Raw genomic sequence first — 25,327 nt, forward strand, 5'->3', positions numbered from 1 at the left:
CTGCCTGCAACGCGCAGGTGCATTGCGGGCCTGTTGCAGTGCCACGATGGCGCAGCGGCTTATCGTGCCGCAGGCCATCTGTCTTGACGAAGCACCGCCGCATCGTTGTGTCGTCCTGTCCGTCCGGCAGCCACAGTGGCTGATCGATGCACACCCGCCACAGCGCTGCAGCACCACACCCCTGTGGCGGCCATGCACAGGACCACGCCCAGGCCCAGGCGGTGCAGTGGTTTCATCACCGGTTGCAAACCGGTATGGTCCCGTCAGTACGTGGTTGTGCGTCGCAATATGACGATGCCGCACGTACGGCCGTTTCTTCTTCCGGGTTTTTATGCATTCGATCGATGTCGTCCTCGCCATGTTGCTGGCGGTCGCGGCCAGCGGTTATCTGATCCGCATCCTGCCGTTCTCGCTGCCGTTGCCGCTGGTCCAGATCGCGCTAGGCGCGGTGGTCTCCGGTGTGTTCGATGCGGGGCACGAGCTGGAGCCGGAGCTGTTCTTCCTGTTGTTCCTGCCGCCGCTGCTGTTCCTGGACGGCTGGCGCATTCCCAAACAAGGCCTGTTCCGCGACAAGGCGGCGATCCTGGAGCTGGCGCTGGGCCTGGTGGTGTTCACGGTGGTCGGGGCGGGGTTGCTGATCCATTGGCTGATCCCGGCGATGCCGTTGGCGGTGGCGTTTGCATTGGCGGCGATCATCTCGCCGACCGACCCGGTGGCGGTGTCGTCGATCGCCTCCAAGGTGCCGATCCCCAAGCGCCTGATGCACATCCTGGAAGGCGAGTCGCTGCTCAACGACGCTTCGGGCCTGGTGTGCTTCCAGTTCGCGGTGGCTGCGGTGCTCACCGGCACTTTCTCGGTGGCGACCGCTTCGCTGACCTTCTTGTGGGTGGCGCTGGCCGGGCTGGCACTGGGCGTGGCCACTACCTTTGGGCTGAGCCGGATCCAGGCCTGGATCTGGCGTCACTTCGGCGAAGAACCCGGTTCGGCGATCCTGGTTAACCTGCTCACGCCGTTTGCCGCCTACCTGCTGGCCGAAGCCTTCCACGCCTCCGGCATCCTGGCTGCGGTCGCGGCCGGCATCACCATGAGCTACGTGGAAATGGCCGGCAACGCACCGGGCAACATGCGGCTGCAGCGTTCGGCGGTGTGGGACACGGTGCAGTTCACCTTCAACGGCATCATCTTCGTGCTGCTGGGCGAGCAGTTGCCGGGCATCCTGGATGGCGCAGTGCGCAGCGTGCAGGAGGCCGGGCACCTCAATCCCTGGTGGCTGGCGGTATATGTGGCCACCATCAGCACCAGCCTGATGGCGTTGCGCTTTGTGTGGGTATTTTTGTCGCTGCGCTGGAACATCTTCAAGGCGCAGCGGCGCGGCGAGCAGCATGTCAGCCCGCCGTGGCGGATTGTGGTGGCGGTGTCGCTGGCGGGCGTACGCGGCGCGATCACCCTGGCCGGCGTGCTGACGCTACCGTTGATGCTGGAAGATGGCTCGCCATTTCCGGCCCGCCAGCTGGCGATCTTCCTGGCCGCCTCGGTGATCCTGGTGTCGTTGCTGGTGGCCAGCGTGGCACTGCCGCCCCTGCTGCGCGGACTGGAATTGCCGGAAGAAGAAGACGAGCAGCAGAAAGAAGACCTGGCGGTGAAGGCGGCCTCGCAGGCAGCGCTGGAGGCAGTGGAAAAGCTGCGTCAGCGACTGGTGGAAGACAGTGCCCATGCCGAGCGCTACAACGCCGCCGCCAACCAGGTCAGCCAACGCTACCAACGCAAGCTGGGCGCAGTGGACATGGCCGAAACCGACCCTGAAGAAGCCGGTGCTTACGAGCAGGCCTTGCGCCAATTCCGGCACGCGGCCTTGGTGGCCGAACGGAACGAGTTGTTCAAGCTTGCGCGCCGTCGCGAGATCTCCGACGACCTGTCGCGCAGGCTGGTGCGCAATCTGGATTTGATCGAGTCACGTAAGCGGGCTTGAGGAACGGGACTAGGGCGTCGGGAGTAGGAATTCGCAAGAGCCGGGCAACGGCACGCCGGTCGTAGGAGCGCACCTGGGCGCGACTGAGCCGTACGTGTGGATGCGCGCGGTGAAGCGGGAATCGTATGAGCACCCGCACCCGCACCCACACCCACACCCACACCCACACCCACACCCACTCCCGCCATCACGGCGCCTCGGGAGACACCATCCCATCTGCCCCCCTCCCATCGTCACGGCACACCGCCTACCCTGGGCGCTTATCGTTTCCGTACAAAACCCATGACGCCCATCGTTTCCATCCAGGGATTGAGCAAGACCTACGCCGGTGGTTTCCAGGCCCTCAAACAGGTGGATCTGGACATCCAGCGCGGCGAAATCTTCGCGCTGCTCGGCCCCAACGGTGCCGGCAAGACCACCTTGATCAGCATCATCTGCGGGCTGATCAACCCCAGCACCGGCAGCGTACTGGCCGATGGCCACGACATCGTGCGCGACTATCGCGCCGCGCGTGCCAGCATCGGGCTGGTGCCGCAGGAACTGGCCACCGACGCGTTCGAAACGGTGTGGGCCACGGTGCGTTTCAGTCGCGGCCTGTTCGGCAAGCCGGCAAATCCGCAGTACCTGGAAACCGTGTTGCGCGAGCTCTCGCTGTGGGACAAGCGCAACAACAAGATTTCCACGCTGTCCGGCGGCATGAAGCGGCGCGTGTTGATCGCCAAGGCGCTGGCGCATGAGCCGCGGATTCTGTTTCTGGACGAGCCCACCGCCGGTGTGGACGTGGAACTGCGTCACGACATGTGGCAGATGGTGCGGCGCCTGCGCGAGCAGGGCACCACCATCATCCTGACCACCCACTACATCGAGGAGGCCGAAGACATGGCCGACCGCGTCGGCGTCATCAATCGCGGCGAGCTGGTGCTGGTGGAAGACAAGCACACGCTGATGCGCAAGCTCGGCAAAAAGCAGCTCACGCTAAGCCTGCAATCGCCATTGCACACGCTGCCCGCTGCGTTGGCAGACTTGCCGCTGGAACTGTCGGCCGATGGCAACAGCCTGATCTACACCTTTGACACCCAGGCCGAGCAGACCGGCATCGGTGCGTTGTTGCGCCGACTCAACGAGCACGGCATCGACTTCAAGGACCTGCATTCCAGCGAGAGTTCGCTGGAAGAAATCTTCGTCAACCTGGTGCATGGCGCACGCAACGCGGAGGTGCGCGCATGAACCGGCATGCGATTGCAGCGATCTATCGTTTCGAAATGGCGCGCGCCTTCCGCACGCTCACTCAGTCGATCGCCTCGCCGGTGCTCTCGACCTCGCTGTATTTCGTGGTCTTCGGCGCGGCCATCGGCTCGCGCATGGGCGATATCGACGGCATCAGCTACGGCGCCTTCATCATTCCCGGGCTGGTGATGCTGTCGCTGCTCAACGAGAGCATTTCCAACGCCTCGTTCGGCATCTATATGCCGCGTTGGGCCGGCACTATCTACGAGGTGTTGTCCGCGCCGGTGGCGTGGTGGGAAATCGTGATCGGCTATGTGGGCGCTGCGGCGACCAAGTCGGTGATGCTGGGTTTGTTGATCCTGCTCACCGCGCGCCTGTTCGTGCCGTATGAAATCGCCCACCCGGTGTGGATGCTGGGCTTTCTGGTGCTCACCGCGCTGACTTTCAGCCTGTTCGGTTTCATCATCGGCATCTGGGCCAACGGCTTTGAAAAGCTGCAGGTGATCCCGCTGATGGTGGTGACGCCGCTGACCTTCCTGGGCGGCAGTTTCTATTCGATCAACATGCTGCCGCCGTTGTGGCAGAAGGTCACCTTGTTCAACCCGGTGGTGTATCTGATCAGCGGTTTCCGCTGGAGCTTTTACGGCAAGGCCGACGTGCATATCGCGGTGAGCACCGGCATGACGTTGCTGTTTCTAGTGGTGTGCCTGGGCGTGGTGGCGGCGATCTTCCGTAGTGGTTATCGGCTCAAGGCTTGAGTGCAGTGGTTTTGTCGGCTGCATCCTGGTGGGTGCGGTCGGAAGCCCAGGTCAAACGCTGGAGTGGGTCGAGTGCGCGGTGCCCGCGCCGCTTGCGGGACACGCCGTGAATCCGTCCGTGGAGGCTCGGTGGCGGCATCCATGCCGCCACACGGTCCCGCAAGCGGCGAGGACACCGCATCGGCCAGTTTGCTGATTGCTTTATTGAGAGCGATGCACACCGACCATCTCGACTGGTCCTTGCCTGCCCACCGTCGCGGGACCTTACGCGGCATGGATACCGCGTAAGCGCTTACAAGGACTTACTTGCAGCGTGTCCCGCGAGGGTGGGCGGGCAAGGGCCCTGCAGCAAACTCGCAGCTCAGCAGCTCTGCAATACAACAGCTTGAAGTAGTGTGGTCAGCCGCTCTTACTCGGCAGCAGGCTGGGCGTCGGGCTTGGTGTCCAGGAAGTAGGCCACCACCTCACCCTTGACCTTCATCGTCATCGGGTTGCCGCGCCGGTCGCGCGCCTTGCCGACCTGCACCTTGATCCAGCCTTCGCTCACCGAGTATTCCTCCACGTTGTCGCGTTCGACCCCGTTGAAGCGCACGCCGATACCGCGATTGAGGACGTCGGCATCGTGGAACGGGCTGCGTGGGTCGATGGCCAGATGATCGGGAGGGGTATCGCTCATGGGGAAGGCGTCATGACGGACCGGGATAGCCGTCTTCGGCCGCACAGGATACGGGCCTGTGCCGGGAAGACCAGCCCTGATGCCACAGACGCGCTCACCCGCCGGTTTGCTTGCGCCGCGTGAGGCGTCACACTTCGCACCTGCAATCCTTGAGCGAGACCGCCATGCCCGACAACAGTGCCGATTACGAAGACGACGAAGGCTTGCCGCCCGAGACCGACGAAGACGATGTCGACGACCATCCGGCGCGGGTCTGGAATTTGCTGGTGCTGATCAACCCGGGCGACGAAGACACCGCACTGGGGCAGTTCGACGCCTGGCGCGAAACGCAAGCCGAGGCGGACGACGACGATGAGGGCGACGATGCCTGGCTGTGGGCGTTGAAGGACGCGATCGACTGGCGCTCGGGGTTTTATGTCGACTGGAAGGATACCGATTCGTTCATTGCCGCCATCGACGAACTGAGCGCGCGCTGGAACCTGCGCATCGCGTGGGGCGGCGATCTCGACGACGAAGACTTCGCCAACGGCCTTGGCGTGCCCGACCTGATGGCGGTGGCGTTCGACCGCCTGCGCGAGCATGGCTATTCGCTGTGGAACTGGAACACCGGCGGCGATGCCTATGCCGGCTGGATCGCGCTCAGTCGCGACGACGAGGCGATGCTGGCGCTGACCTCGTTGCTGGACGTGGAAGTGCGGCTGGGCAACGAGGCGTTCTAAGAGCGGCGAACACAACGTAGCGAATAGTCGTCAGATGGGTGTGGACGGCGTGGAGGAACCGGAGCCTACGCGTGGTCCATGCCGCACCGAGCAGCGGCCGCACCCGCACCCGCCTGGCGGTGAGCACGGTCCTCTTGTTAGCTGCTGCAAGCCAGCCGCACGCCTGGTGCCGGAAGTGGCGTGCACCACCTCCGGCACGCTTGCCGATTACTGCCGCGCCATCAGCGACACGTTGTTGAACCCCCCTGTGCCGCCGACCAACTTGATGTAGTAGGTGCCGGTCTGCGGTGCGGTCAGCCGTAGCGTCTGCGCGCTGCCGGTGCGTGCGGATTTCAACTGGTAGCTGCTGGTGGTCGGCTCGACGTCGTAGCTGAGATACAGCGCGACGTTGCCGCCGCCACCGAAGCTGAGCACATTCAAGGCGCTGCCGGCGTTGGCGGTAAAGCGGTAGGTCTTTTCCTCGCTTTGACCGCCGCTCTGGCCGGTCAGGGCATCGCGGTTGGTCAGGCTCACGGTGACCGGTATGCAGGCGCTGCCGCTGCAGCTGTTCTGCACGTAGTCCAGTGCCGCGGTGGCATCGACAATCCCGGTGCCGATCGCGCGACCGGCCGGTGGTCTGACCGGGAAGGCGCGCGCAGTCTGGCGCAGCATGGCTTCCATCTGCGCAGCGGCCAGCGGGGTCTTGCCGGAGGCGGCCAGCGCGCTCTGTACCAGGGCGGCCACCGCGGCCACATGCGGCGTGGCCATCGAGGTGCCGGCAAAGCCGACGTATTCGTACTCGCCGGAGGTCGGCGTGGTCTTGCCGCTATAGCCGGTCGACAGCACCACCCCGTCCCAGCCGCCGTTGCCGGTGTCGTCGGTGGCACCGCCGCCGGGGCCGGACAGGTCCACGCTGCTGCCGAAATTGGAGTAGAACGCGATCCCGCCGGTGATGCGGGTGGCGCCCACCGTAATCACGTTGCCGCAGCTCGACGGGCTGAACTGCGAGGCGTTGCTGGCCTCGTTGCCAGCCGCCACCACCACCACAGCACCATTGGCCACTGCTGTGTCGATGGCGCTCTGGGTAGTGCTGTCGCATGTGCCCGGGCCGCCCAGGCTCAGGCTGATGACCTCGGCCGGATGGAGATTGTCCGGGACGCCGTCGATATGGCCGCCGGAGGCCCACACCATGGCATCGGCGATGTCCGAGCTGGTACCGCCACATTGGCCGAGTACGCGTACCGGCAGGATCTGCGCGTCGTAGGCAGCACCGGCGCCGCCGATCGTATTGTTGGTGAGTTCGCCGACCGTGCCCGCGGTATGGGTACCGTGCCAGCTACTGGAGCGCGCCGGCAGTCCGCAGAAGTTGTCCTCTTCGGTCCAGTCGCCGTAGTCCAACGCGCCCGGCACGCGGGCGTCGCTGTCGCGCCGGGAGATCGCCGCGTTGCTGATGAAGTCGTAGCCCGGCAGGATGTGGTCGTTGTTCTTCAGGTCCGGATGGTCGGGCAGGATGCCGGTGTCGAGCACCGCCACCACCACGCCGGCACCGGTGGAGCTCTCCCAGGCTTGTGGAGCGCGAATGCCGCCGATGCTGTCCTGCAGATGCCACTGGAACCCGGCATACAGGCGGTCGTTGGGGGTTACGGCGGTGGCGGTGGCCTGCGGCGTCACTGCGACGGCACCGGCCTTGAGCCTGGGCCCGGCTACGTCATCGACCGCGCGCAGCATGCGATCGAACTCGGCGTATTGCACTTGTGGATCGGCGCGCAGTTCGGTCAGCAACTTGGCCTGGTCGGCGCTGCTGAGCGTGCGCGCAAGGTCCAGCAGGCTGGCGCCGGTCCCGGTGCGCCGCAGCACGCGTGCGTTGAGCGGCGTGGCACGCGCGGCACCGCTGGCCGCGCGCAGGACACCGGCGCGGTTGGCGGCTGCAGACAGGATCGACAGGCGCGAGCTGTCGGACGGCACGCTGCTCTTGTATTTGACGATCAGCCGGGCGGGGAGTGCGGTTGGGGAAGTGGCCGTAGGCAGGCCGCGCAGGCTGAGTTGATCGGTGGCCGCATGGGCCTGAAACGTGGCCGTGGCCAGGATTGCGCTCAATAGCAGGGGCTTGAGCGGCAGCGAAGCGTTGTTCATGGGATGGCTCTCGCAAGAATCGATGGAGTTAAGGGGAAGACGTGCACGGCGCGGCGCAGGAGTTACAAGTCCACGCCGAAGCCCAGGCCTGCCGACGAGTCGCTGCCGCTGAACGCGCCGCCGAGGCTGAACGAGGCGCGCTCGCCCACCTTCTTGGCGTAGCCGATGGAGAGCGCGCGTTCGCCGCTCTGGAAGCCGGCGCCGACGGCTATGCGCCCGCGCGCACTCTGGGTGCCGGCAGCATTGATGCCCATGTTGAGCATCGCCGCGCTCATTGCGCCGATGCGGTCGATACGGCGATCCATCGTCTGAAAGCGCCGTTCGCTGCCATCGCGCAATTGGGTGAAGCTGTCGCTCAGCGCCGACACCCGGCTGTCGGTGTAGCTGTTGGCCGAACTCAGCGTGCGGCTGTTGCCGGCGTTGAGCTGGGCCACGTTGGCGGCGTCGGTATCGCTTTGTCCGGCAGCGACATTGGTGATCTGTCGCGTGTTGCCGGCGCTGCCGACCGAGACGCTGTTGGCGCGATCGGCCACCGCGCCACGTCCTAGCGCGACTGCGTTATCGGCGTCGACGCGCGCGCCCTGGCCGAGCGCGGTACCCGAGGCTGCGGTGACGCTGGCGCTTTCGCCCACGGCCACCGCGTTGGTGGCGGCGGTGGCGATGGTCGTATTGGCGCCGACTGCGGTGCTGCCGTCGGCGTTGACCTTGGCATTGGCACCGAGCGCGGTGTCCTGCGGGCCGTAGGCCAGCGCGTCGGCGCCGACCGCCAGGCCGTTCTCGCCATTTGCGGTGGCGGACGAGCCGATCGCCACGGCGTTGGTGCCGCTGCCGACCACCGGCGCCAGGCTGCCGCCGCCAACTGCCACGCCACCCGCAGACACGTTCTGCAAGGCGCCGATGCGGCCATCGAACACGGTCAGGGCCGCATCGATGGCGCCCATCGCCTCGCCGACATTGCCGTAGCTCGCGCCCTGCACCAGGTAGCTGCCGCTGATCAGGTTGCCGGTGGGGTCGAAAGCGCTACCGGCGCCCAGTGCGGTGGCCACGCTGCGCAGCTGTGCCAGGTTGACCGCGTCGGTGGCCTCGCTGCCGGCGGCCACGCTGGTGATCTGCCGGGTCAACCCGGACGCGACATCGCCCACCGCCACGCTATTGCTGCGGGTGGCATGCGAATACGCACCCAGCGCCACCGCGCTGCTGGCCGAGCGGTTCCAGGAGTCGTCGACCCAGTTGCCCACCTTGGCGCCATAGCCGATGGCGGTTGCATCGACGCCATTGGCCTCGGTGTCGTTGCCAATCGCAGTGCCATTGGGGTTGAACCAGGAGGTCTTGGCATTGACGCCAAGCGCCACGCTGTTGACGGCGTAGGTTTCGGCGTTGTGGCCGATCGCCACCGAGTCGGCGTCGTGGGTCAACGCAAACCCGCCCAGCGACACGGTGTTGGCCCCGAACGTGCCGGCGCTGTGGCCGATCGCCACCGAATCGGTGTTGCCCGGCAGGTTGGGGAAGATGTTGGCGTTGTAGCCGATGGCGATGGCGTAGTCGGACTGGGTCTGCGCACCCGCGCCCAGGGCGATCGCGCCGGTGCCGGTGGCTGCCGCGATCCCGATGCTGTTGCCTGCGCTCTCCGCAGCGGTGCTGATGCCGCCGATCGCGACGCTGTCGGTGCCGCTGGCCAAGGAATTGAAACCGATGGACACGGTACTGTCGGCGACCGCGCGTGCGCCGTTGCCGAGCGCACTGCTGCCCAGCCCGATCGCCTGCGAGCGGGTACCGATGGCGGTGGCGCCCTGCTCCAGTGCGCGTGCGCGATGTCCCAGTGCAGTGGCCTCGAAGACGCTGGCTTCGGCACCGCTGCCCACGGCGGTGGTCATCGCATCCAGCGCCTTGGCGCCGCCGCCGAGCGCGGTGGAGACGAAGCCGGTGGCTTCGGTGGACTCGGCGTGCACGGCGAGAATATTGCCGCCGTCGTCGTAATCGAACACGTCGGTGGTGCCACCCACCGCAACCGCCGATTCGCCGGTGGCCGCTGCCGCGTAGCCGGCGGCAATGGCGAACTTTTCGGTGACCGTGGCACCGGCACCCAGTGCGATGCCGCCCTCACCGAGCGCATTGCTTGCTTCGCCGATCGCCACTGCATACGGCTCAGCGGCGAACGCGCCCACATCGGTGGTGGCGTCGGCGCCGCCGACGATATGGAAATGCTTGCCGGTGTCGGCAGCATCGTCCTGGTCGGCATCGGCTTGCGCCGTGGTGTCCTGGTCGGCCGCGATGGCGGATGCATCGGTACCGGTCTGACCATCGGTGGCGGCAGCGGCGGCAGCGACGCCCTGCGGGGTGGCGACCTGCGCCATCACCGCGCTACTGCTGAGCAGCAGCGCGGTCAGGACCGCAGCATGCAGCAGCACGCGCTGCGGACGTGTGCCGGCATGGGGGTGCGGCGCGGTGGTGGTCGCGTGCCGGGCGCAGGCCCGGTTCGAGAAGCGATCAATCTGGCTCATGGAGATTCCCTGGCGCGTGGATGGAGTGGTCGACCGCTGCACATCGGCTCCCAGACATCCCCACGTGTCTTGGAATTCCGTACATTTCATGTTGCGGGACAACGCAACATAGTCATGCGCTCCGCCACGTGTCACCAAGCCACGATTGCATCCACTCACCACGAATGTGAGGATGCAAAAACACCCCAAGACGTCTTGTCGTGATGCTGTCTGCCGCAAAATCCGTGTTCGTGCCGCGCTGGTTGGCCACGCGCTGGCGCGAGGAACCGATCGATCGACGGCAGGTGGCCTTCCTGCAGCTGCTGCTGATCGCCATCGCGCTGTACAACCTGGGCGATGTCGGATTTTTTCTCTACGTCGCCGGGTTGAGCCGCTTGCAGGCCAGGCCAGATCTGGCCTGCGCGTTGGCCGGGACTGTGCTCACCGCGTTCGGCGCGCTGGCGGGCGTGCCGATGATCCGGCGCGGCCGCAGTGCCGCAGGCGTCAAGGTCTTCATTGCCGCCGCGTTGCTCGGCACCTTCGTCACTTACGTGCGGGTCGACATCTTCGACCTGCTGACCAATCCGATGCCGGTGATTGCGTTGGTGCTCGCCGGCATGGTGCTCGGTCGGCGCAATCTATGGCGCGTGTTTGCGCTGCTGGCGATGGTGTGCGCAGTGGCGCTGGCCGCGCAATTGCTGTGGTTCCCGCCATCGCGTTCGACATGGGGCAATGTCGGGCTGGGACTGCTGACGGTTGTGGTGTATCTGCTGATCACCTTGATGCTCGATCGCACCATCGCCGCGCTGCGCGACAGCCTGGTGGAATCGGAACGCCGCCGCCGCGAACTCGAAGCGGTGAACCGCAAGCTGGTGCGCGAAATGGCAGAGCGCGAGCGAGTGCAGGAGCAACTGCTGCATACGCAGAAGATGGAAGCGCTGGGACGCCTGGCCTCCGGCGTTGCGCACGATTTCGATAATCTGATCAACGTGATTATCGGCTTTGCGCAGCGTCGCGACGCGCTGGAAGGCCGTGGCGAGGCGCCGTTGCTCAAGACGCTGGAAAGCATCGAAGCCGCATCGCGACGCGCGCTGACTGTCAGTCGCAGGATTCTCAATTTCGGCCGCGCCGAACCCGGCATTGCGCGCCTGTTCGATGCGCGCCAAGCGCTGCTGGAGATCGAACCCACGCTCAGGCAACTGTTCGGCCACGAGATCCGCCTGCAAGGCATCGCGCCGGGGCCGCCGCTGTGGATCGCGATGGATCTGGACGAACTGGAACTGGCATTGCTCAACATCGCCGCCAATGCGCGCGATGCGATGGACGGGCAGGGGTTGTTCCGCATCGACGGCGAGCAGCAGGCCGGCATGGTGGTGCTGCAGTTTTCGGACACCGGCCCGGGGATTCCCGAGCAGCTGCTGGCGCGCATTTTGGAGCCGTTCTACACCACTAAACCGGCCGGCAAGGGCACCGGTTTAGGGTTGTCGGTGGTGAACGAAATCGTCATCGCCGCCGGCGGGCGTGTGGAGGTCGGCAACACGGGCGATGGTGCCTGTATCCGCCTGTTGTTACCGGCTGCGGCGCCGCCGGAGCGAGCGAGTCGTGCCGATCAGCTAGCCAGCAGGTAACCCATTCCGCGCGAGGACAGCAGCGGAAACGCCGGCGCATCCGCTGCGGTGATGCGCGCGGCCTTGCGCCGCAGGCGATGGATCAGCATCTCCAACCGATGCAGATCGAAATCGCCGACGCACGCTTCCAATGCCGACACCAGCGCATCGCGCTCCACCGCCTGGCCGCGCTGTGCATCCAGGCAAGCCATCAGGCAGCGTTCGAGCGAGGTCAGGACGACAATCCGCGCATCCGGCGCGACCAGGCACCAGCCATCCGATTCCAGGCGCCACGCCGGTTTTTCCACGCTGCTGGCATCGGCCGGGCGCAAGCGCCGCGACAGATTGCGCAGCGTCAGCGCCAGGATCTCCGGGTCGGCGGGCTTGCGCAGGAAGGCGTCGGCGCCACTGCTCAGCGCATGCACGTGGTCCGAGCGGCCGCGGTTGCCGGTGAGCACCACGATGCCCAGGCCAGTGAACAGCGAACGCAGATGCGCAACCACGCTCAGGCCGCTCTCGTCCGGAAGCCCAAGGTCCAGCAACACCATGTCGAAGGTCTGCTCCAGCATCAGCCGGTACAGCGCCCCGGCGGTGCCGGCGCCACTGACCGCGAATCCGAACTCCTGCAGGCCGGGAATCAGGATTTCTTCGCGCAGAACATCGTCGTCTTCAAGAACGGCGACGCGCAACATGGACGGCAGCTCGGAGGGCAGGACGCGAACAGGCAATGCAACGGCTCCGGAAGATGGGTCGCTTCGATAGTGACAGGCTTGTGCGTGGGCACGGAAGCGGCTTTGCCGGTCACACGGGTGTGTGCGCCACAGGCGTCATCGGGTTGCAAGGATGCATGCGTTGTATGCGTGAGCATGATGCGCAGTTGCAGCGCCATGTGTTTCTCGCCTGCGCGCGATTCGCGTTGGTTGCGTCATCGTGCTGATCTGCGCTGCTGTCTGCGGCGTTAGGTGTGCGGCTTGCGGTTTGATGTGGCGCTGCAACACCTGGAGACGCCGGCGTGCTGCTGCCCGTCAACGCACACCGTTGCCGGTCTCGCGCGACGGCTGCGGCCATGCGCATTTGGCGGCACCTGTGCCTGTCGCGTGACTGGCGCGATCTCTGGATCGGCGCTACGGCACCTCACCGCGCGCCTGCGCACGTGCATTGGCGATCAGCGCCTTGAGCAGTGCGCGGTCGGTATGGCGGGAGATGGGGATGGTGCCCAGGGCGATGGCCTCCAGGCGTAGCGATGCGGGCACGTCGTAGTGCGCACCGCTGAGTTTGTTCTGGAAGGCGCGGCGGGGAATGCCCAACCGCGCCGCCATGGCATGCAGCTCGTCCAGCGTATCGCCGAGCAGGTGCGCCCAGCGCTGGTCGCGCCACAGATGCACTGCATCGTCGATGTAGACAGCCATCGGCCGGATCAGGCCTTCTTGGATTTCTTCGGCTTTTTAGCGGCGTTCTCGCCGTCGGCTTCGTCCGTTTCTGCGTCGGCGCTGGCGTCTGCGTCTGCCGCGCTGTCGTCGTCGCTGGCAGCGTCGTCGCCAGTCGCCTCTTCTGCAACGGCGTCGGTGCCGGCATCGTCGGCTGCGTCTTCGGCCTCGCCGTCTTCATCGGCATCGGCGTTCTGGAATTCGGCCACCAGCGTGGTCAGATATTCCTCGGCGGTCTGGCCTTCTTCGGCGGCCAGGTCGTCGATCATCTGCTGCAGCTGGGTCGAATATTCCAGCGAGATGGTCTTGCCTTCGGCTTCCTGCAGGTTGGCCAGGTGCTTGAGCATGGCCAGCATCGGAACCGGGTTGTCGGCGCTGCCCATGGTCTGGCCACCGATCGACAGCATCCACTCGCTGCCACCCTGCAGACCGATCGCTGCCACGACACGGCCGTCGGCGTCCTGCAGCACGGCGTGGTTGGTGACCTGGGGCGCCTGGCCCAGACGGACGATGGGGCGCTTGGGGAGCTGCTTCTTGCGCTTGTCGCGCTTGGCCTTGGAATTGCGGGACACGGTGTTCTCGACGCTGGGAATGGCCGGCCATTCTAGAACGTGCGCCGCACGATGCGATGAGTCGCGGGAATCGGCGGGGTCACGGGCCAGGCGGAGTCCACGTTCCAAGTGCGATTGCCTGGCAAATTCTGGAGCTCAAATCCCGAATCCCGCAGATCTGGTCGATCCCGAATCCCGAATCCCCAGCGCCAATCACTGCTCCCCAGCGCCAATCACTGCCCCTCCACCGCCACCCGCGGCGCGGCCACCGCCGCTTCGGCCGCCTTGGCAAGCGCAGCGGCCGAAGCCACCTGTGCGCTGGACGACATCCGCGGTGCGGCCGGGCGTGCAGCGGCCGTGCTGGCCGGCATCGGAGTCGCCCCCGCGGCGCCCTTTGCTGCAGCGGGCGGCGTCGTGGCCGACGCAGCCGGCGCAGCACTGGCTGCGGGCGCGCCCACCGTGGCCGTGCCGGTAGCAGCAGCGGCGCTGAGGTCCGGCACCTGGGTGTCGGCGTCGTGCACCGACTTGCCCAGCGCCACGCCCTGTCCAGCGCCGGCCAGCGCCGCCTGTTCGGCGTCCTGGGTCATCACCACGATGCTGATGCGGCGGTTGATCGGGTTCTGCGGATCGGTCTTGTCGAACAGCACCGATGACGACAACCCGACAACGCGGGTCACCTTGGCATCGGACATGCCACCAACCACCAGCGCACGCCGCGCGGCGTTGGCACGGTCGGCGCTGAGTTCCCAATTGGTGTAGCCGGCATCGCTGCTGTAGGCGGTGGTGTCGGTATGGCCGGTGATGCTGATGTGGTTGGGCACCTGATTGATGAAGCTGGACAGCTCACGCAGGATGTCCACCGTGTACGGCTTGAGCTGGTCGCGGCCGATGTCGAACATCGGGCGGTTCTGCTTGTCCACGATCTGGATGCGCAGGCCATCCGGTGTGAGGTCCAGCAGCAACTGGTCCTTGAACGGCTCCAGCGCCTGGCTCTTGTCGATGGCTTCCTTGAGGTCCTGCATCAGCGCTTCCAGGCGCTTCTTGTCCTTGGCGCGGCTGTCCACGTCGGTATCGGCCGCGTTGTCGCGCTTGCGGCCCATCTCGTCCTTTTGCCCCTTGGCCATGTCGGCGGTACCGCCGAGCTTGATCATCGAGGTGCTGGCGCCACCGGGGCCGTTCATGCCGGGCGAAGGCGCCGGCGATTTACCGGACAACGGGCTGGGGTTGCGGAAATATTCGGAGATCGCCGCGCGCTGTTCCTTGGTGGTGGCGGCCATCAGCCACAACACCAGGAAGAAGGCCATCATCGCGGTCACGAAGTCGGCAAACGCCACTTTCCAGGCGCCGCCATGATGGCCGCCGCCCTGCACCTTCTTGACCCGTCGGATGACGACGGTGGATTTGCCCTCGGCCATGACCGCGGTCCTACTTGATCGTCTTCAGGTGCATTTCGAAATCGCCGAAACTCGGGCGCACGTTGGACGGCAGGGTCTTGCGCGCAAATTCCAGTGCAATTTTCGGGTTGTAGCCACGCAGGCAGGCCAGCAGCGCGGTCTTGACCGCTTCGTACATGCGCCCGTCCTGATCGGCGCGCGCTTCCATCGCCGCCGACAGCGGCGCCACGAAGCCATACGCCAGCAGGATGCCCAGGAAGGTGCCGACCAGCGCGGCGCCGACGTGGTGGCCGATCTCTTCGATCGGGCCGCCGATCGACCCCATGGTGATCACGATGCCGAGCACCGCCGCTACGATGCCGAAGCCGGGCAGGCCGTCGGACACCTTGCTCAGCGCATGCGATGGCGCCATCGCTTCATGGTGGTGCTTTTCCAGCTCCAGTTCGAGCAGCGGTTCCAGTTCGTGCGGCTCGATGTTGCTGCCGATCATCAGACGCAGGCAGTCGGTGATGAAGTCCAACAGATGATGGTCGGCCACCACCTTGGGGTAGTTGCCGAAGATGGTGCTGTCCTGCGGTTTTTCGACATGGTCTTCCAGCGCCATGAACCCATCGCGCCGCGCCTTGTTCAACAGCTCGTAGATCAGGCTCAGGGTGTCCTTGTAGTCGTCGGACTTGTAGCGCGGACCCTTGAACACGCCCAGCACGTCGGCGACGGTCTCCTTGACGATCTTGGCCGGCGTACTGACCAGGAACGCGCCCAACGCCGCGCCGCCGATGATCATCAGTTCGTACGGCTGCCACAACGCGCCCAGCTTTCCGTGCGACAGCACGTAGCCGCCGAGGACGCTGACGATGACAACAATGAAGCCAACGATGATGAGCATGGCGAAGCCGGAAGCAAGCTGGGAGTGCTAGTTGTTTCGGCTTGCGCGGCGGATTCTTGAAGTGCACGGCGTGAAGATGTGCGCTGTAACTGAACGCTCAGCCGATTGTCGTGGCGGCCTCATGCACGCATTTCAGCGCATCGCCGCCCGTCAGCGTCAGCGGCGCGTCGCCGGCATATTCCCGGAATCGATTGCCCTGGGCGTCGGCAAACCGCGTGCCGGAGGCGACCTGGGCACCGGACAGGGCCAGCATGCGGCCGGCGGAGATCTGCTGCACCGCCCGGTGGCCGGATCGAAACGGGCGGCGATCGCCCGCTCGCCGCAGCGCCAGCCCACTGCGTCTGCGGAGTGGGTGGTGGCAGCAGAGGCCGGCGTGGTGCTAGCTGCGGTCGGCACCAGCCGGGATGCGGCATTGCCTCAGCCACGCTCCCGGACCCGTCGCTTCCATCAGGCCGGCTGTGCCTCGGCGCCATCGCGATGCAGCGGGTTGGGCAGCGCCTGGCCGTTTTCGGTAAAGCCCAGCGACACCGAGTTGAGGCAATGCCTCTCGCCGGTCGGCGGCGGGCCGTCGGGGAACACATGCCCCAGGTGGCTATCGCAGCGTGCGCAGACGATTTCGGTGCGGATCATGCCGTAGCTGATATCGCGGATTTCGCGCACATGGGCGACATCGTAGGGTGCGAAGAAGCTCGGCCAGCCGGTGCCGGATTCGAACTTGGCGCTGGAGCGGAACAGCGGCAACCCGCACAGCCGGCAGGTGTAGACCCCGTCGAGCTTGTTGTCCAGGAAGACCCCGCAGAACCGCGCCTCGGTGCCATGGTGCAGCAGCACGCGCTGTTCCTCGTCGCTGAGCCCGGCGATCAAGGCATCGCGCTGGGCGGGGGAGGGAGGGGTCAGGTCGAACTGGCTCATAGGGCTCTCGCATGCGCGCGCTGGCGACGTACCGGCGTCTGCACAGGTGATATGGGCACGGCGGGCCCGGTTCAACCGTTTTGGCTGGCGACGGCCGGCGGCCGACGACCAGTGACCAGCGAACAGCGACCGGTGACCGGTGACCGGTGACCGGTGAACGGTGAACGGTGAACGGTGAACGGTGAACGGTGAACGGGGAGCCGGGAGCCGGGAGCCGGGAGCGGGAGCGGGAGCGGGAGCGGGAGCGGGAGCGGGAGCGCAACGCTGGCCGACCCGTTCACCGGTCGCCGCTGCCCCGCAGGCGCTCCCAGGCGAGGGCACACGCTCGCCAAGTCTTCGCGCAGACCTGCGGGGATCGGCGTGGTTGCATCGGTCGTTCTGTCGAACTGTCGAACTGTCGGAGCGGCAATGCGCACCTGCGTGGCGCTTGCGGGGCAGAGGGGGGAGCATTGCTGACAAGGGATGGAACAGTGAGCACCGGGGGTCTGCCAACGGTGGTTCCCATGCCTGATCGGGATCCGCTGCCGCAGACATGTCTATTTCGCGCCCGGATGGGTCCGTTTCCCGGCACCCGGATGGTTCGTCGAGCACTGACGTTCATGTGCCGGCCGGGCACATCCATTGCCACGCAACGGTGGCGCCCCCACTCCGTGAGTGTCCTTACTCACTGCGGCGGCTGACATGGCGATCCATCCTTCCACGCGCGCCCTGATGGCCTGCGCCCTGCTCGGCATTGCCTGCGTTGCCCTCGCGCAGTCCGCCACCAGCACGCGCTCGTCGAACACGCTGCAGCCCATCGCGACGCCGGCCCCCGCGCAGCCCAAGGTGGCGCCACCGCGTGCGCTGCAGCCATCCAATGCGTTGAGCCCGGTGCCTTCGCAGCTGAGCCAGCGCCCGGCCGCTCCCAGCATCCCCACGCGCGGCCCGGCCGCAACGCCGGTTGCGCCAGCGGGCAGTCAGGTACCGACCGCCACGCCGATGGTCTACGACCGCAACGGGCGTCTGCTGCAAGGCATGCAGCCGGCCGGCCCCAACCGGGTGCTGGATACCAAGACCGGGCGCTACTACGACGCCGTCCCGGCCGGCGACGGCATGCGCGTGGTGCGCTGACAGCGGCAGTGGTGCCTGCCGACTGTCAGCCAGTGGCAACGCCGGCATGCAGTGGCAACGTGGTCAGCGCCGCAGGGTGAATGTGCTTATCCCATCAGCGGCCATCCAGCAGGCAGATGCTCAGCCACACACTCCCCGCACATCTGCCGCCAGCCACCCAGCACCAAACACCAAACACCAAACACCAAACCGAGCCGGCCACTGCTCCACCCGCCTTGCTACCGGCCCTCGCAAACCGCACTTTCGAATCCCCAATCCCCAATCCCGAATCCCCAATCTCAGCCTTCAATCGGCAGCGCCAGCGTCTCCTTGACCTCTTCCATCACGATGTAGCTCTTGGATTCACGCACATGCGGCAAGGTGAGCAGGGTGCTGCCCAGCAACTTGCGATAGGACGCCATTTCGCTGATGCGGGCCTTGAGCAGGTAATCGAAATCGCCGGACACCAGATGGCACTCCAGCACGTTGGGCAGCTTCAACGCGGCGCGGCGAAACTCCTCGAAGATGTCGCCGGATTTGTAAGCCAGGCTGATCTCCACAAACACCAGCAGGCTGGCCTTGAGGTAGTGCGGGTCCAGCCGCGCGTAGTAGCCGGTGATGGCGCCATCGCGCTCCAGCCGGCGCACGCGCTCGGTGCACGGCGTGGTCGACAGGCCGACCCGTTCGCCCAGTTCGGTAAACGAAATCCGCCCTTCCTGCTGCAGGATGCGCAGGATCTTGCGGTCGATCTTGTCCAGCTCGCGCGCGCGGGTGGCCATGGGGTTTGTCTCCACAAGCTTTGACAGGAAGTTTCACTGTAAAGGCGAGCCGATTCCAGCAATCGCACTGCCTGGATCGCAATATACTGCGTCTAACTGTCTCCCTCGGCGCTTGCTTGTGGGGGAATACCCTTTCAGGAGAGCGACATGCGGGTGCTCATTCTCGGTAGCGGCGTCATCGGCACCACCACCGCGTGGTATCTGGCCCAGGCGGGCTGCGAGGTCACCGTGGTCGACCGCCAGCCGGCCTCTGCGCTGGAAACCAGCTATGCCAACGCCGGCCAGCTCTCGTTCGGCTACACCTCCCCGTGGGCCGCGCCGGGCGTGCCAGGCAAGGCGATGAAGTGGCTGTTCGAGCAGCATGCCCCGCTGTCGATCCGCCCCACCCGCGACCTGCGCCAGCTGACGTGGCTGAGCCAGATGCTGCGCAATTGCACCGCCGAGCGCTACGCGGTGAACAAGGCGCGGATGGTGCGCATGTCCGACTACAGCCGCGACTGCTTGAACGCGCTGCGGGCCAGCACCGGGATCGAATTCGAAGGCCGCCAGCTCGGCACCACCCAGTTATTCCGTACCCAGCAGCAACTGGACGCCGCCGCGCAGGACATCGAGATCCTGGCCCAATACGGGGTGCCGTACGAGCTGCTGAGCCCGGCGCAGATCGCGCAGTTCGAGCCTGGCCTGGCCGGCGGCGGCGCACAGATGGCCGGCGCGCTGCGCCTGCCCGAAGACCAGACCGGCGACTGCCGCCTGTTCACCCAGCGCCTGGCCGAGCTGGCTGCGCAGGCGGGGGTGGAGTTCCGCTATGGGCAGCAGATCGAGCGGCTGGAACACAGCGGCGGCCGCGTCACCGGCGTGCAGATCGATGGCCGTCTCGACACCGCCGACCGCTACGTGCTGGCGCTGGGCAGTTATTCGGCCGACCTGCTGCTCTCGCTCGGCCTGCATTTGCCGGTCTATCCGCTCAAGGGCTATTCGCTGACGATTCCGATCGTCGATGCCGCGCGCGCGCCGACCTCCACGGTGCTGGACGAAAGCTACAAGATCGCGCTCACCCGCTTCGACGACCGTATCCGCGTCGGCGGTATGGCCGAGGTGGCCGGCTTCGACCTGTCGTTGAACCCGCGCCGTCGCGCCACCCTGGAAATGGTGGTCAACGACCTGTATCCCGGCGGCGGCGATCTGGCCCGGGCCGAGTTCTGGACCGGCCTGCGCCCGGCCACCCCGGATGGCACCCCGGTGGTGGGCGCCACCCCGTACGCCAACCTGTTCCTCAATACCGGCCATGGCACGCTGGGTTGGACCATGGCCTGTGGTTCCGGCCGTTACCTGGCCGACCTGATGCAGGGCCGCACGCCCGAGATCGATACCGAGGGCCTGGACGTATTCCGTTACCTGTCCACGCGCAGCCAGCGCCCGCAGCGGGAGGCCGCGTAGTGCGTCCTGCGCAAGCGTCGATCGATCTGGATGCATTGCGTCACAACTACCGCCTGGCCAAGCAGCTGGGCGGCGGCAAGGCGCTGGCGGTAGTCAAGGCCGATGCCTACGGGCACGGCGCGGTGCGCTGCGCGCAGGCGCTGGAGCCGGAGGCCGACGGCTTTGCGGTGGCATGCATCGAAGAGGCGTTGGAACTGCGCCAGGCCGGCATCCGCGCACCGATCCTGCTGCTGGAAGGTTTTTTCGAGCAGGACGAGCTGCGCCTGATCGCCGAGCATGACCTGTGGACGGTGGTGGCCACGCCGCAACAGGTACGCGCGCTGGCCGAGTTCCAAAGCCCGCGCCCGTTGCGTATCTGGCTGAAGCTGGACAGCGGCATGCACCGGCTGGGGCTGTCGCCGGAGGATTTTCGCGCTGCCTGGTTGCGTCTGCGCGGGCTGCCGCAGATCGCCTCGCTGGTGTTGATGACGCATCTGGCGCGCGCCGACGAGCTGGAGTGCAGCCGCACCGACGAACAGGCGGTGGCGTTCGCGCTCACCGCTGGCGGCATGCGTGCGGAAACCAGCATTCGCAATTCGCCTGGCCTGCTGGGCTGGCCGGCGCTGCGCAACGATTGGTCGCGCCCGGGCCTGATGCTGTACGGGGCGAACCCGTTCCCGCAGGACACCGAAATCACCGCGCAACTGCGCCCGGTGATGACGCTGCGCTCGCGCATCATCTCGGTACGCGACCTGCCGGCCGGCGAGCCGGTGGGCTATGGCGCGCGCTTCGTGGCCGAGCGGCCGACGCGCGTGGGGGTGGTAGCGATGGGCTATGCCGACGGGTACCCGCAGTTCGCGCCCAACGGCACCCCGGTGCTGGTGGATGGCCAGGTGTGCCCGCTGATCGGGCGCGTGTCGATGGACATGCTCACCGTGGACCTCACCGATCACCCGCAGGCCGACATCGGTGCCAGCGTCCAGCTCTGGGGCGATGCGCCACGCGTCAGTCCGCTGGCGACGCAGTGCAACGTCAGTGCGTATCAGTTGCTGTGCGGACTCAAGCGTGTGCCCCGGGTGTATGTGGGCGAAGCTGCAGCAGTGTGAACGACACGAGTGCTTCGCCCCTCACCCCAACCCCTGTCCCGAGAGGAGATGAGAGGAGAGGAGGGGGGCTTCAAGCAGCAGCTCGACCGCTTGCCCTTCTCCCGCCGGGCGGGAGAAGGTGGCGCGCAGCGCCGGATGAGGGGACAGGCGAAGCCTTGCGCAGGCTGGGCGCTACGAGTGCTTCGCTCTCCCGCGGGGAGAGGGGCCTGAGCGGCAGCTCGACTGCTTGTCCTTCTCCCACCGGGCGGGAGAAGGTGGCGCGCAGCGCCGGATGAGGGGACGGGCGAAGCCTCGTGCACTCTGGGCGATACGAGTGCTTCGCTCTCCCGCGGGGAGAGGGGCCTGAGCGGCAGCCCGACTGCTTGTCCTTCTCCCGCGGGGCGGGAGAAGGTGGCGCGCAGCGCCGGATGAGGGGACGGGCGAAGCCTCGTGCAGGCTGGGAGATACGAGTCCTTCGCTATTCCCTCACTCCAACCCCTTTACCGAAGTAAGAGGGGCTTGAAGCATCAGCTTACAACCCAGCCGTACTGCGATCGCCGCGGAACTGCTTGCGTACCCAGTCGTCGATCATCGCTTTCTCGAAGCGCAGCGGGTCGCTGTCGGTCAGGCGCGGGCCGCTCATCAGAAACGCCGAGTCCACCAGCTTGCGTTCGCCTTGGTCGATCACCTGGCCGTTGGCACCGGTCAGCGTGTAGGTAAAGCTCAGGCGCGGCGGGTAGATGTCCTTGACCACGCGCACGTCCTGCATGCGTGGCCCGTGCCAGGGCTCGTACTGGCCGGCGCGGCGGATGTCGGTGATGGTCACGCTCAGGTGCTGGCCATCAGGGAGCTTGCGGGCGGCACTCTGCTGGAAATGGGTCGCCAGCTGGGTCACCCAATCGCCGCGCTGCGCTTCCCAGCGGTTGCCGCTGAAGCGCACTTCGGAGAAGTCGGCCGGGTCGGTCCAGCGCACGTCCACCTTGCCATCGCTGCTCAGCGCACGTGGCGCCTGCGGATCGGTGACGTTGCGTACGCGGGCCTGTACACCGGTCGCCGCGAGCAGTCCTGCCAGCAACAGGCCGGCGCCGGAAACACTGGAAAGTTTCATGGAAAGCCTCCAAGCGGAAGGTACGTTGCGTACCCGCTGTCACAGCAGTGTGGGGCTGCACCAGGCCGCCCGCAACGCACGCTGGGCGCGGGGGCGTCTTGCGTTGCCGCCCGGTTAATCCGTACCGCAGCGACCATGACGGCGAGTTCACTGCGCCTGCGCCCGCGCTTCACGGCATAGGCCGGAAGATCGCTCGCATGGACATCCACTCTTTTCGCACAAAGTCAGTTTCTTCGGCGCCGGCGCATATGCCGGCGGACGTGCGCCTGCAGTTCATCGACTGGGCAAAACAGCACGGCCACAACCCCGCCACCGGGGCCGCCGCCTTCGTCGCCCTGCAAAGCGAGGTGGACCTGGACCTGGCCACGCGCGCCCTGCACATGGAACCAGGTACCGACCCACGCGACGCGTTGCGCGAGCACCTGGCCGGGCTGGCACGTCAGGTCGATGTGGCAGTGCAGTTTCCGCCGGTGTACGCCTACACCGCCGCGACGGGTCTGACCTATCGCTACTCGCTGATGCTGGTGATCGCCGAGGACTGTGTCGAGTGGACCGCGCGGATCTGGCAGGACCTGGATTACCAGGGAATGCTCACCGGCCGTGGACAAGGGCCGCGCGCCAATTACACCCAGCTGGCGCGCATGGCGCTGGAAAACGAGCTTGATCAGGAGCGCCCGCGTTATGTCCAGGCATGAATTGGAACTGGAACTGCCGCTCGGGGCGCAGGTGGCAACCGGCGACGACGGCTTCAGCCAGCGCTGCCGTGGCGAGTGCGCAGAACTGGGGCTGTCGCGGGTGAGGCTGCTACTGCTGGATGCCGACTACGCACGCTCCAGCGCCTGGCGCGAAGAGGCGCAGCGCTGGATGGACGAGCAGCTGCGCCGTGAGGGCGAGTGGGTATTTCGCGGGGTGATCGCCGGCATCGTGGTGCTGGCGACCTGCATCGCCCTGGCCGCGGCCACGCTGTGGTGAGCCCGCGACACAGGGGCGGAATGGCGCCCTGCAATGGCGGCGTGAACCAGGCCGGGCCCCTGTGCACCCGCTGACGACATCGGCCGTGGTTTCATCTGCCCGTCATCCGCTCCGGCAGCATCCGTGGTTTCCGATTTGAGCACCTCATCTTCCAGCCCCGATCTGGCTGCGGCCTTGCCGGCGGTCATCGCCGAGCCGTTTCTCGATCCGGCGATGTATCACGAGATCTTCCACAACATCGATGCCGGTTTCTGCGTCATCGACATGGTGTTCGAGGGCGAGCAGGCGGTCGATTATGTGATCCGCACGACCAATGGCGCGTTCGAGCGCTATACCGGTCTGTCCAATGCGCTCAATGTGTCCATTCGCGACATGCTCCCCGAGCATGAGCAGGAATGGTTCGACCGTTACGGCCAGGTCGCCCGCACCGGCAACCGCATTCACTTCGAAATGCAGGCCAAAGCGCTGCGGCGCTGGTACTCGGTGGACGCGTTCCGGGTTGGTCAGCCGGAGCAGGCGCGGGTCGCGGTGCTGTTCATGGACATTACCGAGCGCAAACGCGTGGAGCGCGAGCTGGCCGAAAGCGAGGCGCGTTTTTCCGCGCTGGCGGACGGTCTGCCGATGCCGGTCTGGGTCTTGGACGCGCAGGGCGTGGTGCGTTTCGTCAATAGTGCGTACGGCGAATTCTTCGGCCTGGATATTTCCAGCGGCACCGTGTCGGCATGGAGCGAATTGCTGCACCCGGACGATCTGCCTGTCTTCCAGTTCGAGCTATCCGCTGCGCTGGAAGAACAGCGCGGCTTGCGCGCGCTGGTACGTGCGCGCCGCCACGACGGGCAGTGGCGCTGGATCGAAATGACCGCCACACCACGTTATTCGGCCGATGGGCGTTTCATCGGCCTGGCCGGCAGCAGCCCGGACGTGACCGAGCAGCGCGAAATCGAACTGGCCCGCGAGCAACTGCTGGAATCGGAGCGCAGTGCGCGCAACGAAGCCGAAAGCATGGCGCGGCTGAAGGACGAGTTCCTGGCCACGCTGTCGCATGAGTTGCGCACGCCGCTGACCACCATTCTGGGCTGGAGCGAGTTGCTGTTGCAGCGGGTCGAAGAAGGACATCCCAATTACAAGGGCCTGTCGGTGATTGCCAGCAGCGCACGTGCGCAGAAGCGGCTGATCTCGGACATGCTCGACCTCAGCAGCATGTTGCTGGGCAAGGTACAGCTGGAAGTCGAATCGCTGGACCTGGCCGAGCAGGTGCGCGAGGCGCTGAGCACGCAGGAACTGGCCGCCGACGGCAAAGATCAGGTCATGGAACTGCATGTGCCGCCGACACCGTGTCTGGTGCTTGGCGATGCCACCCGCTTGCAGCAGGTGTTGTGGAATCTGCTCTCCAACGCCATCAAATTCACCCCGGCGCACGGCCGCATCGATGTCACCATCGAACGCGACGACGGGCACCTGCTGGTCTCTGTGCGTGATTCCGGCGACGGCATCGCGGCCGAGTTCCTGCCGCACCTGTTCGGCCGCTTCCGTCAGGCCGATGGCACCACCACGCGCCAGCACGGCGGCCTGGGGTTGGGGCTGGCGATCGTGCAGCAGCTGGTGGAAATGCACGGTGGGCAGGTCGGCGCCACCAGTGGCGGGCGTGGCAAGGGCGCTACTTTTACGGTGCGTCTGCCCGAGCATATTCCCGATCAGGCCAAGCGCCCGCGCCGCGAGTTGCGTCGGCGCCTGATGTCCGAACAGATCGTCGAAGCGCGTGCGCTCAACGGCCTGCGCCTGCTGGCTGTGGAAGATCAACCGGACATGCTCGATTACCTGCGTCGCCTGCTTGAAGAGCAGGGCGCCGAAGTGGTCACCGCCGGCAGCGCCACCGATGCATTGGCATTGATCGATCACCGCGGCCACGCACGTTTCGACGTGATGCTGACCGACATCGGCATGCCTGGCATGGACGGTTACGGATTGATCCGCACCGTGCGCGATAACCTGGGTCTGGATGCCCATGCACTGCCGGCGGTCGCGGTGACGGCACTGGCCCGCGACGACGATCGCAAGCGCGCGCTGGACTCCGGGTTTCAGGAACACTTGGCCAAGCCGTATAGCGTGGCGCAGTTGGTCACCGCGGTCCGTGCGGCGCGCGAAGCGGTGGAGTGATGC

At 66.2% G+C, this 25,327-nt stretch carries 23 protein-coding genes and 1 other RNA gene; 11 read left to right on the forward strand and 13 right to left on the reverse strand.

Features of this window, described 5'->3' with window-relative positions; all coding sequences use genetic code 11:
- Positions 1 to 331: 331 nt before the first annotated feature.
- From VC212_RS18535 to VC212_RS18545, 3 genes are all read left to right on the forward strand, one after another.
- Complete coding sequence (locus tag VC212_RS18535) at positions 332 to 1,969, forward strand: Na+/H+ antiporter (RefSeq protein ID WP_055847883.1); 1,638 nt, start codon at positions 332 to 334, stop codon at positions 1,967 to 1,969.
- A 282-nt stretch (positions 1,970 to 2,251) separates the two neighbouring features.
- Positions 2,252 to 3,196 (forward strand): ABC transporter ATP-binding protein, encoded by a 945-nt coding sequence (locus tag VC212_RS18540; protein ID WP_055847885.1) that lies wholly within the window; start codon positions 2,252 to 2,254, stop codon positions 3,194 to 3,196.
- Positions 3,193 to 3,954: an ABC transporter permease gene (locus tag VC212_RS18545; RefSeq protein WP_055847888.1), complete on the forward strand. Its 762-nt coding sequence runs from the start codon at positions 3,193 to 3,195 to the stop codon at positions 3,952 to 3,954. The genes VC212_RS18540 and VC212_RS18545 overlap by 4 nt, the downstream gene beginning before the upstream one ends.
- Before the next feature lie 409 nt (positions 3,955 to 4,363).
- On the opposite strand, the gene VC212_RS18550 is transcribed toward VC212_RS18545, so the two are convergent.
- A complete protein-coding gene (locus VC212_RS18550; protein ID WP_323515019.1) occupies positions 4,364 to 4,630 on the reverse strand; it encodes a DUF3297 family protein in 267 nt (88 codons plus the stop codon).
- Positions 4,631 to 4,794: 164 nt separating this feature from the next.
- Here VC212_RS18550 and VC212_RS18555 point away from each other — a divergent pair, with 164 nt between their 5' ends.
- Positions 4,795 to 5,349: a hypothetical protein gene (locus VC212_RS18555; protein WP_323515018.1), complete on the forward strand. Its 555-nt coding sequence runs from the start codon at positions 4,795 to 4,797 to the stop codon at positions 5,347 to 5,349.
- Positions 5,350 to 5,353: 4 nt separating this feature from the next.
- On the opposite strand, the gene VC212_RS18560 is transcribed toward VC212_RS18555, so the two are convergent.
- The 3 genes from VC212_RS18560 to VC212_RS18570 all read right to left on the reverse strand — a co-directional run bounded on the left by VC212_RS18560 (position 5,354) and on the right by VC212_RS18570 (position 9,962).
- Positions 5,354 to 5,429, reverse strand: a non-coding RNA gene (locus tag VC212_RS18560) — sX9 sRNA.
- Positions 5,430 to 5,556: 127 nt separating this feature from the next.
- Positions 5,557 to 7,461, reverse strand: coding sequence for a S8 family peptidase (locus VC212_RS18565; RefSeq protein WP_323515017.1), 1,905 nt, complete (start codon positions 7,459 to 7,461; stop codon positions 5,557 to 5,559).
- Positions 7,462 to 7,523: 62 nt separating this feature from the next.
- A complete protein-coding gene (locus tag VC212_RS18570) occupies positions 7,524 to 9,962 on the reverse strand; it encodes an adhesin (RefSeq protein ID WP_323515016.1) in 2,439 nt (812 codons plus the stop codon).
- Between the two features lie 203 nt (positions 9,963 to 10,165).
- Between VC212_RS18570 and VC212_RS18575 the strand changes: the two genes are divergently transcribed.
- Positions 10,166 to 11,569, forward strand: a complete 1,404-nt coding sequence (locus VC212_RS18575; RefSeq protein ID WP_323515104.1) for an ATP-binding protein — start codon at positions 10,166 to 10,168, stop codon at positions 11,567 to 11,569.
- Here the strand turns inward: VC212_RS18575 and VC212_RS18580 are convergent.
- The 7 genes from VC212_RS18580 to msrB all read right to left on the reverse strand — a co-directional run bounded on the left by VC212_RS18580 (position 11,551) and on the right by msrB (position 16,718).
- Positions 11,551 to 12,237: a response regulator transcription factor gene (locus tag VC212_RS18580; protein WP_055850232.1), complete on the reverse strand. Its 687-nt coding sequence runs from the start codon at positions 12,235 to 12,237 to the stop codon at positions 11,551 to 11,553. The two genes, VC212_RS18575 and VC212_RS18580, sit on opposite strands and share 19 nt — an antisense overlap.
- A 435-nt stretch (positions 12,238 to 12,672) precedes the next feature.
- Complete coding sequence (locus tag VC212_RS18585) at positions 12,673 to 12,957, reverse strand: DUF4031 domain-containing protein (RefSeq protein ID WP_115554668.1); 285 nt, start codon at positions 12,955 to 12,957, stop codon at positions 12,673 to 12,675.
- An 8-nt stretch (positions 12,958 to 12,965) separates the two neighbouring features.
- Positions 12,966 to 13,547, reverse strand: coding sequence for a hypothetical protein (locus tag VC212_RS18590; RefSeq protein WP_055847903.1), 582 nt, complete (start codon positions 13,545 to 13,547; stop codon positions 12,966 to 12,968).
- Between the two features lie 212 nt (positions 13,548 to 13,759).
- Positions 13,760 to 14,941 (reverse strand): flagellar motor protein MotB, encoded by a 1,182-nt coding sequence (gene motB / locus VC212_RS18595; protein WP_323515015.1) that lies wholly within the window; start codon positions 14,939 to 14,941, stop codon positions 13,760 to 13,762.
- Positions 14,942 to 14,951: 10 nt separating this feature from the next.
- Complete coding sequence (motA, locus tag VC212_RS18600; protein WP_055847909.1) at positions 14,952 to 15,806, reverse strand: flagellar motor stator protein MotA; 855 nt, start codon at positions 15,804 to 15,806, stop codon at positions 14,952 to 14,954.
- Positions 15,807 to 15,903: 97 nt separating this feature from the next.
- Positions 15,904 to 16,083: a hypothetical protein gene (locus VC212_RS18605; protein ID WP_323515014.1), complete on the reverse strand. Its 180-nt coding sequence runs from the start codon at positions 16,081 to 16,083 to the stop codon at positions 15,904 to 15,906.
- 170 nt (positions 16,084 to 16,253) lie between these two features.
- A complete protein-coding gene (gene msrB, locus VC212_RS18610) occupies positions 16,254 to 16,718 on the reverse strand; it encodes a peptide-methionine (R)-S-oxide reductase MsrB (RefSeq protein WP_323515013.1) in 465 nt (154 codons plus the stop codon).
- Positions 16,719 to 17,399: 681 nt separating this feature from the next.
- Between msrB and VC212_RS18615 the strand changes: the two genes are divergently transcribed.
- Positions 17,400 to 17,828, forward strand: a complete 429-nt coding sequence (locus VC212_RS18615) for a hypothetical protein (protein ID WP_323515012.1) — start codon at positions 17,400 to 17,402, stop codon at positions 17,826 to 17,828.
- Between the two features lie 278 nt (positions 17,829 to 18,106).
- Here VC212_RS18615 and VC212_RS18620 read toward each other — a convergent pair whose 3' ends face one another.
- Positions 18,107 to 18,586, reverse strand: a complete 480-nt coding sequence (locus VC212_RS18620; RefSeq protein ID WP_005992148.1) for an Lrp/AsnC ligand binding domain-containing protein — start codon at positions 18,584 to 18,586, stop codon at positions 18,107 to 18,109.
- A 147-nt stretch (positions 18,587 to 18,733) separates the two neighbouring features.
- Here VC212_RS18620 and VC212_RS18625 point away from each other — a divergent pair, with 147 nt between their 5' ends.
- Positions 18,734 to 20,023, forward strand: a complete 1,290-nt coding sequence (locus tag VC212_RS18625; protein ID WP_055847919.1) for a D-amino acid dehydrogenase — start codon at positions 18,734 to 18,736, stop codon at positions 20,021 to 20,023.
- Entirely contained in the window at positions 20,023 to 21,108 is a 1,086-nt protein-coding gene (gene alr, locus VC212_RS18630) for an alanine racemase (protein WP_115528978.1), read from the forward strand. Before VC212_RS18625 ends, alr begins: the two co-directional genes overlap by 1 nt.
- 511 nt (positions 21,109 to 21,619) lie before the next feature.
- Here the strand turns inward: alr and VC212_RS18635 are convergent.
- Positions 21,620 to 22,195: a DUF3016 domain-containing protein gene (locus VC212_RS18635; RefSeq protein WP_115513971.1), complete on the reverse strand. Its 576-nt coding sequence runs from the start codon at positions 22,193 to 22,195 to the stop codon at positions 21,620 to 21,622.
- A gap of 248 nt (positions 22,196 to 22,443) precedes the next feature.
- Between VC212_RS18635 and VC212_RS18640 the strand changes: the two genes are divergently transcribed.
- From VC212_RS18640 to VC212_RS18650, 3 genes are all read left to right on the forward strand, one after another.
- Positions 22,444 to 22,890, forward strand: coding sequence for a hypothetical protein (locus VC212_RS18640; RefSeq protein ID WP_161961691.1), 447 nt, complete (start codon positions 22,444 to 22,446; stop codon positions 22,888 to 22,890).
- The gene (locus VC212_RS18645) at positions 22,877 to 23,167 is read left to right on the forward strand and encodes a hypothetical protein (RefSeq protein WP_323515010.1); all 291 of its coding nucleotides are present in this window, start codon (positions 22,877 to 22,879) and stop codon (positions 23,165 to 23,167) included. Before VC212_RS18640 ends, VC212_RS18645 begins: the two co-directional genes overlap by 14 nt.
- A 123-nt stretch (positions 23,168 to 23,290) precedes the next feature.
- Entirely contained in the window at positions 23,291 to 25,324 is a 2,034-nt protein-coding gene (locus VC212_RS18650) for an ATP-binding protein (RefSeq protein WP_115562952.1), read from the forward strand.
- Positions 25,325 to 25,327: the final 3 nt, after the last annotated feature.

This window comes from Xanthomonas sp. WHRI 8932A (genome assembly GCF_035012785.1).
Taxonomy (GTDB): domain Bacteria; phylum Pseudomonadota; class Gammaproteobacteria; order Xanthomonadales; family Xanthomonadaceae; genus Xanthomonas.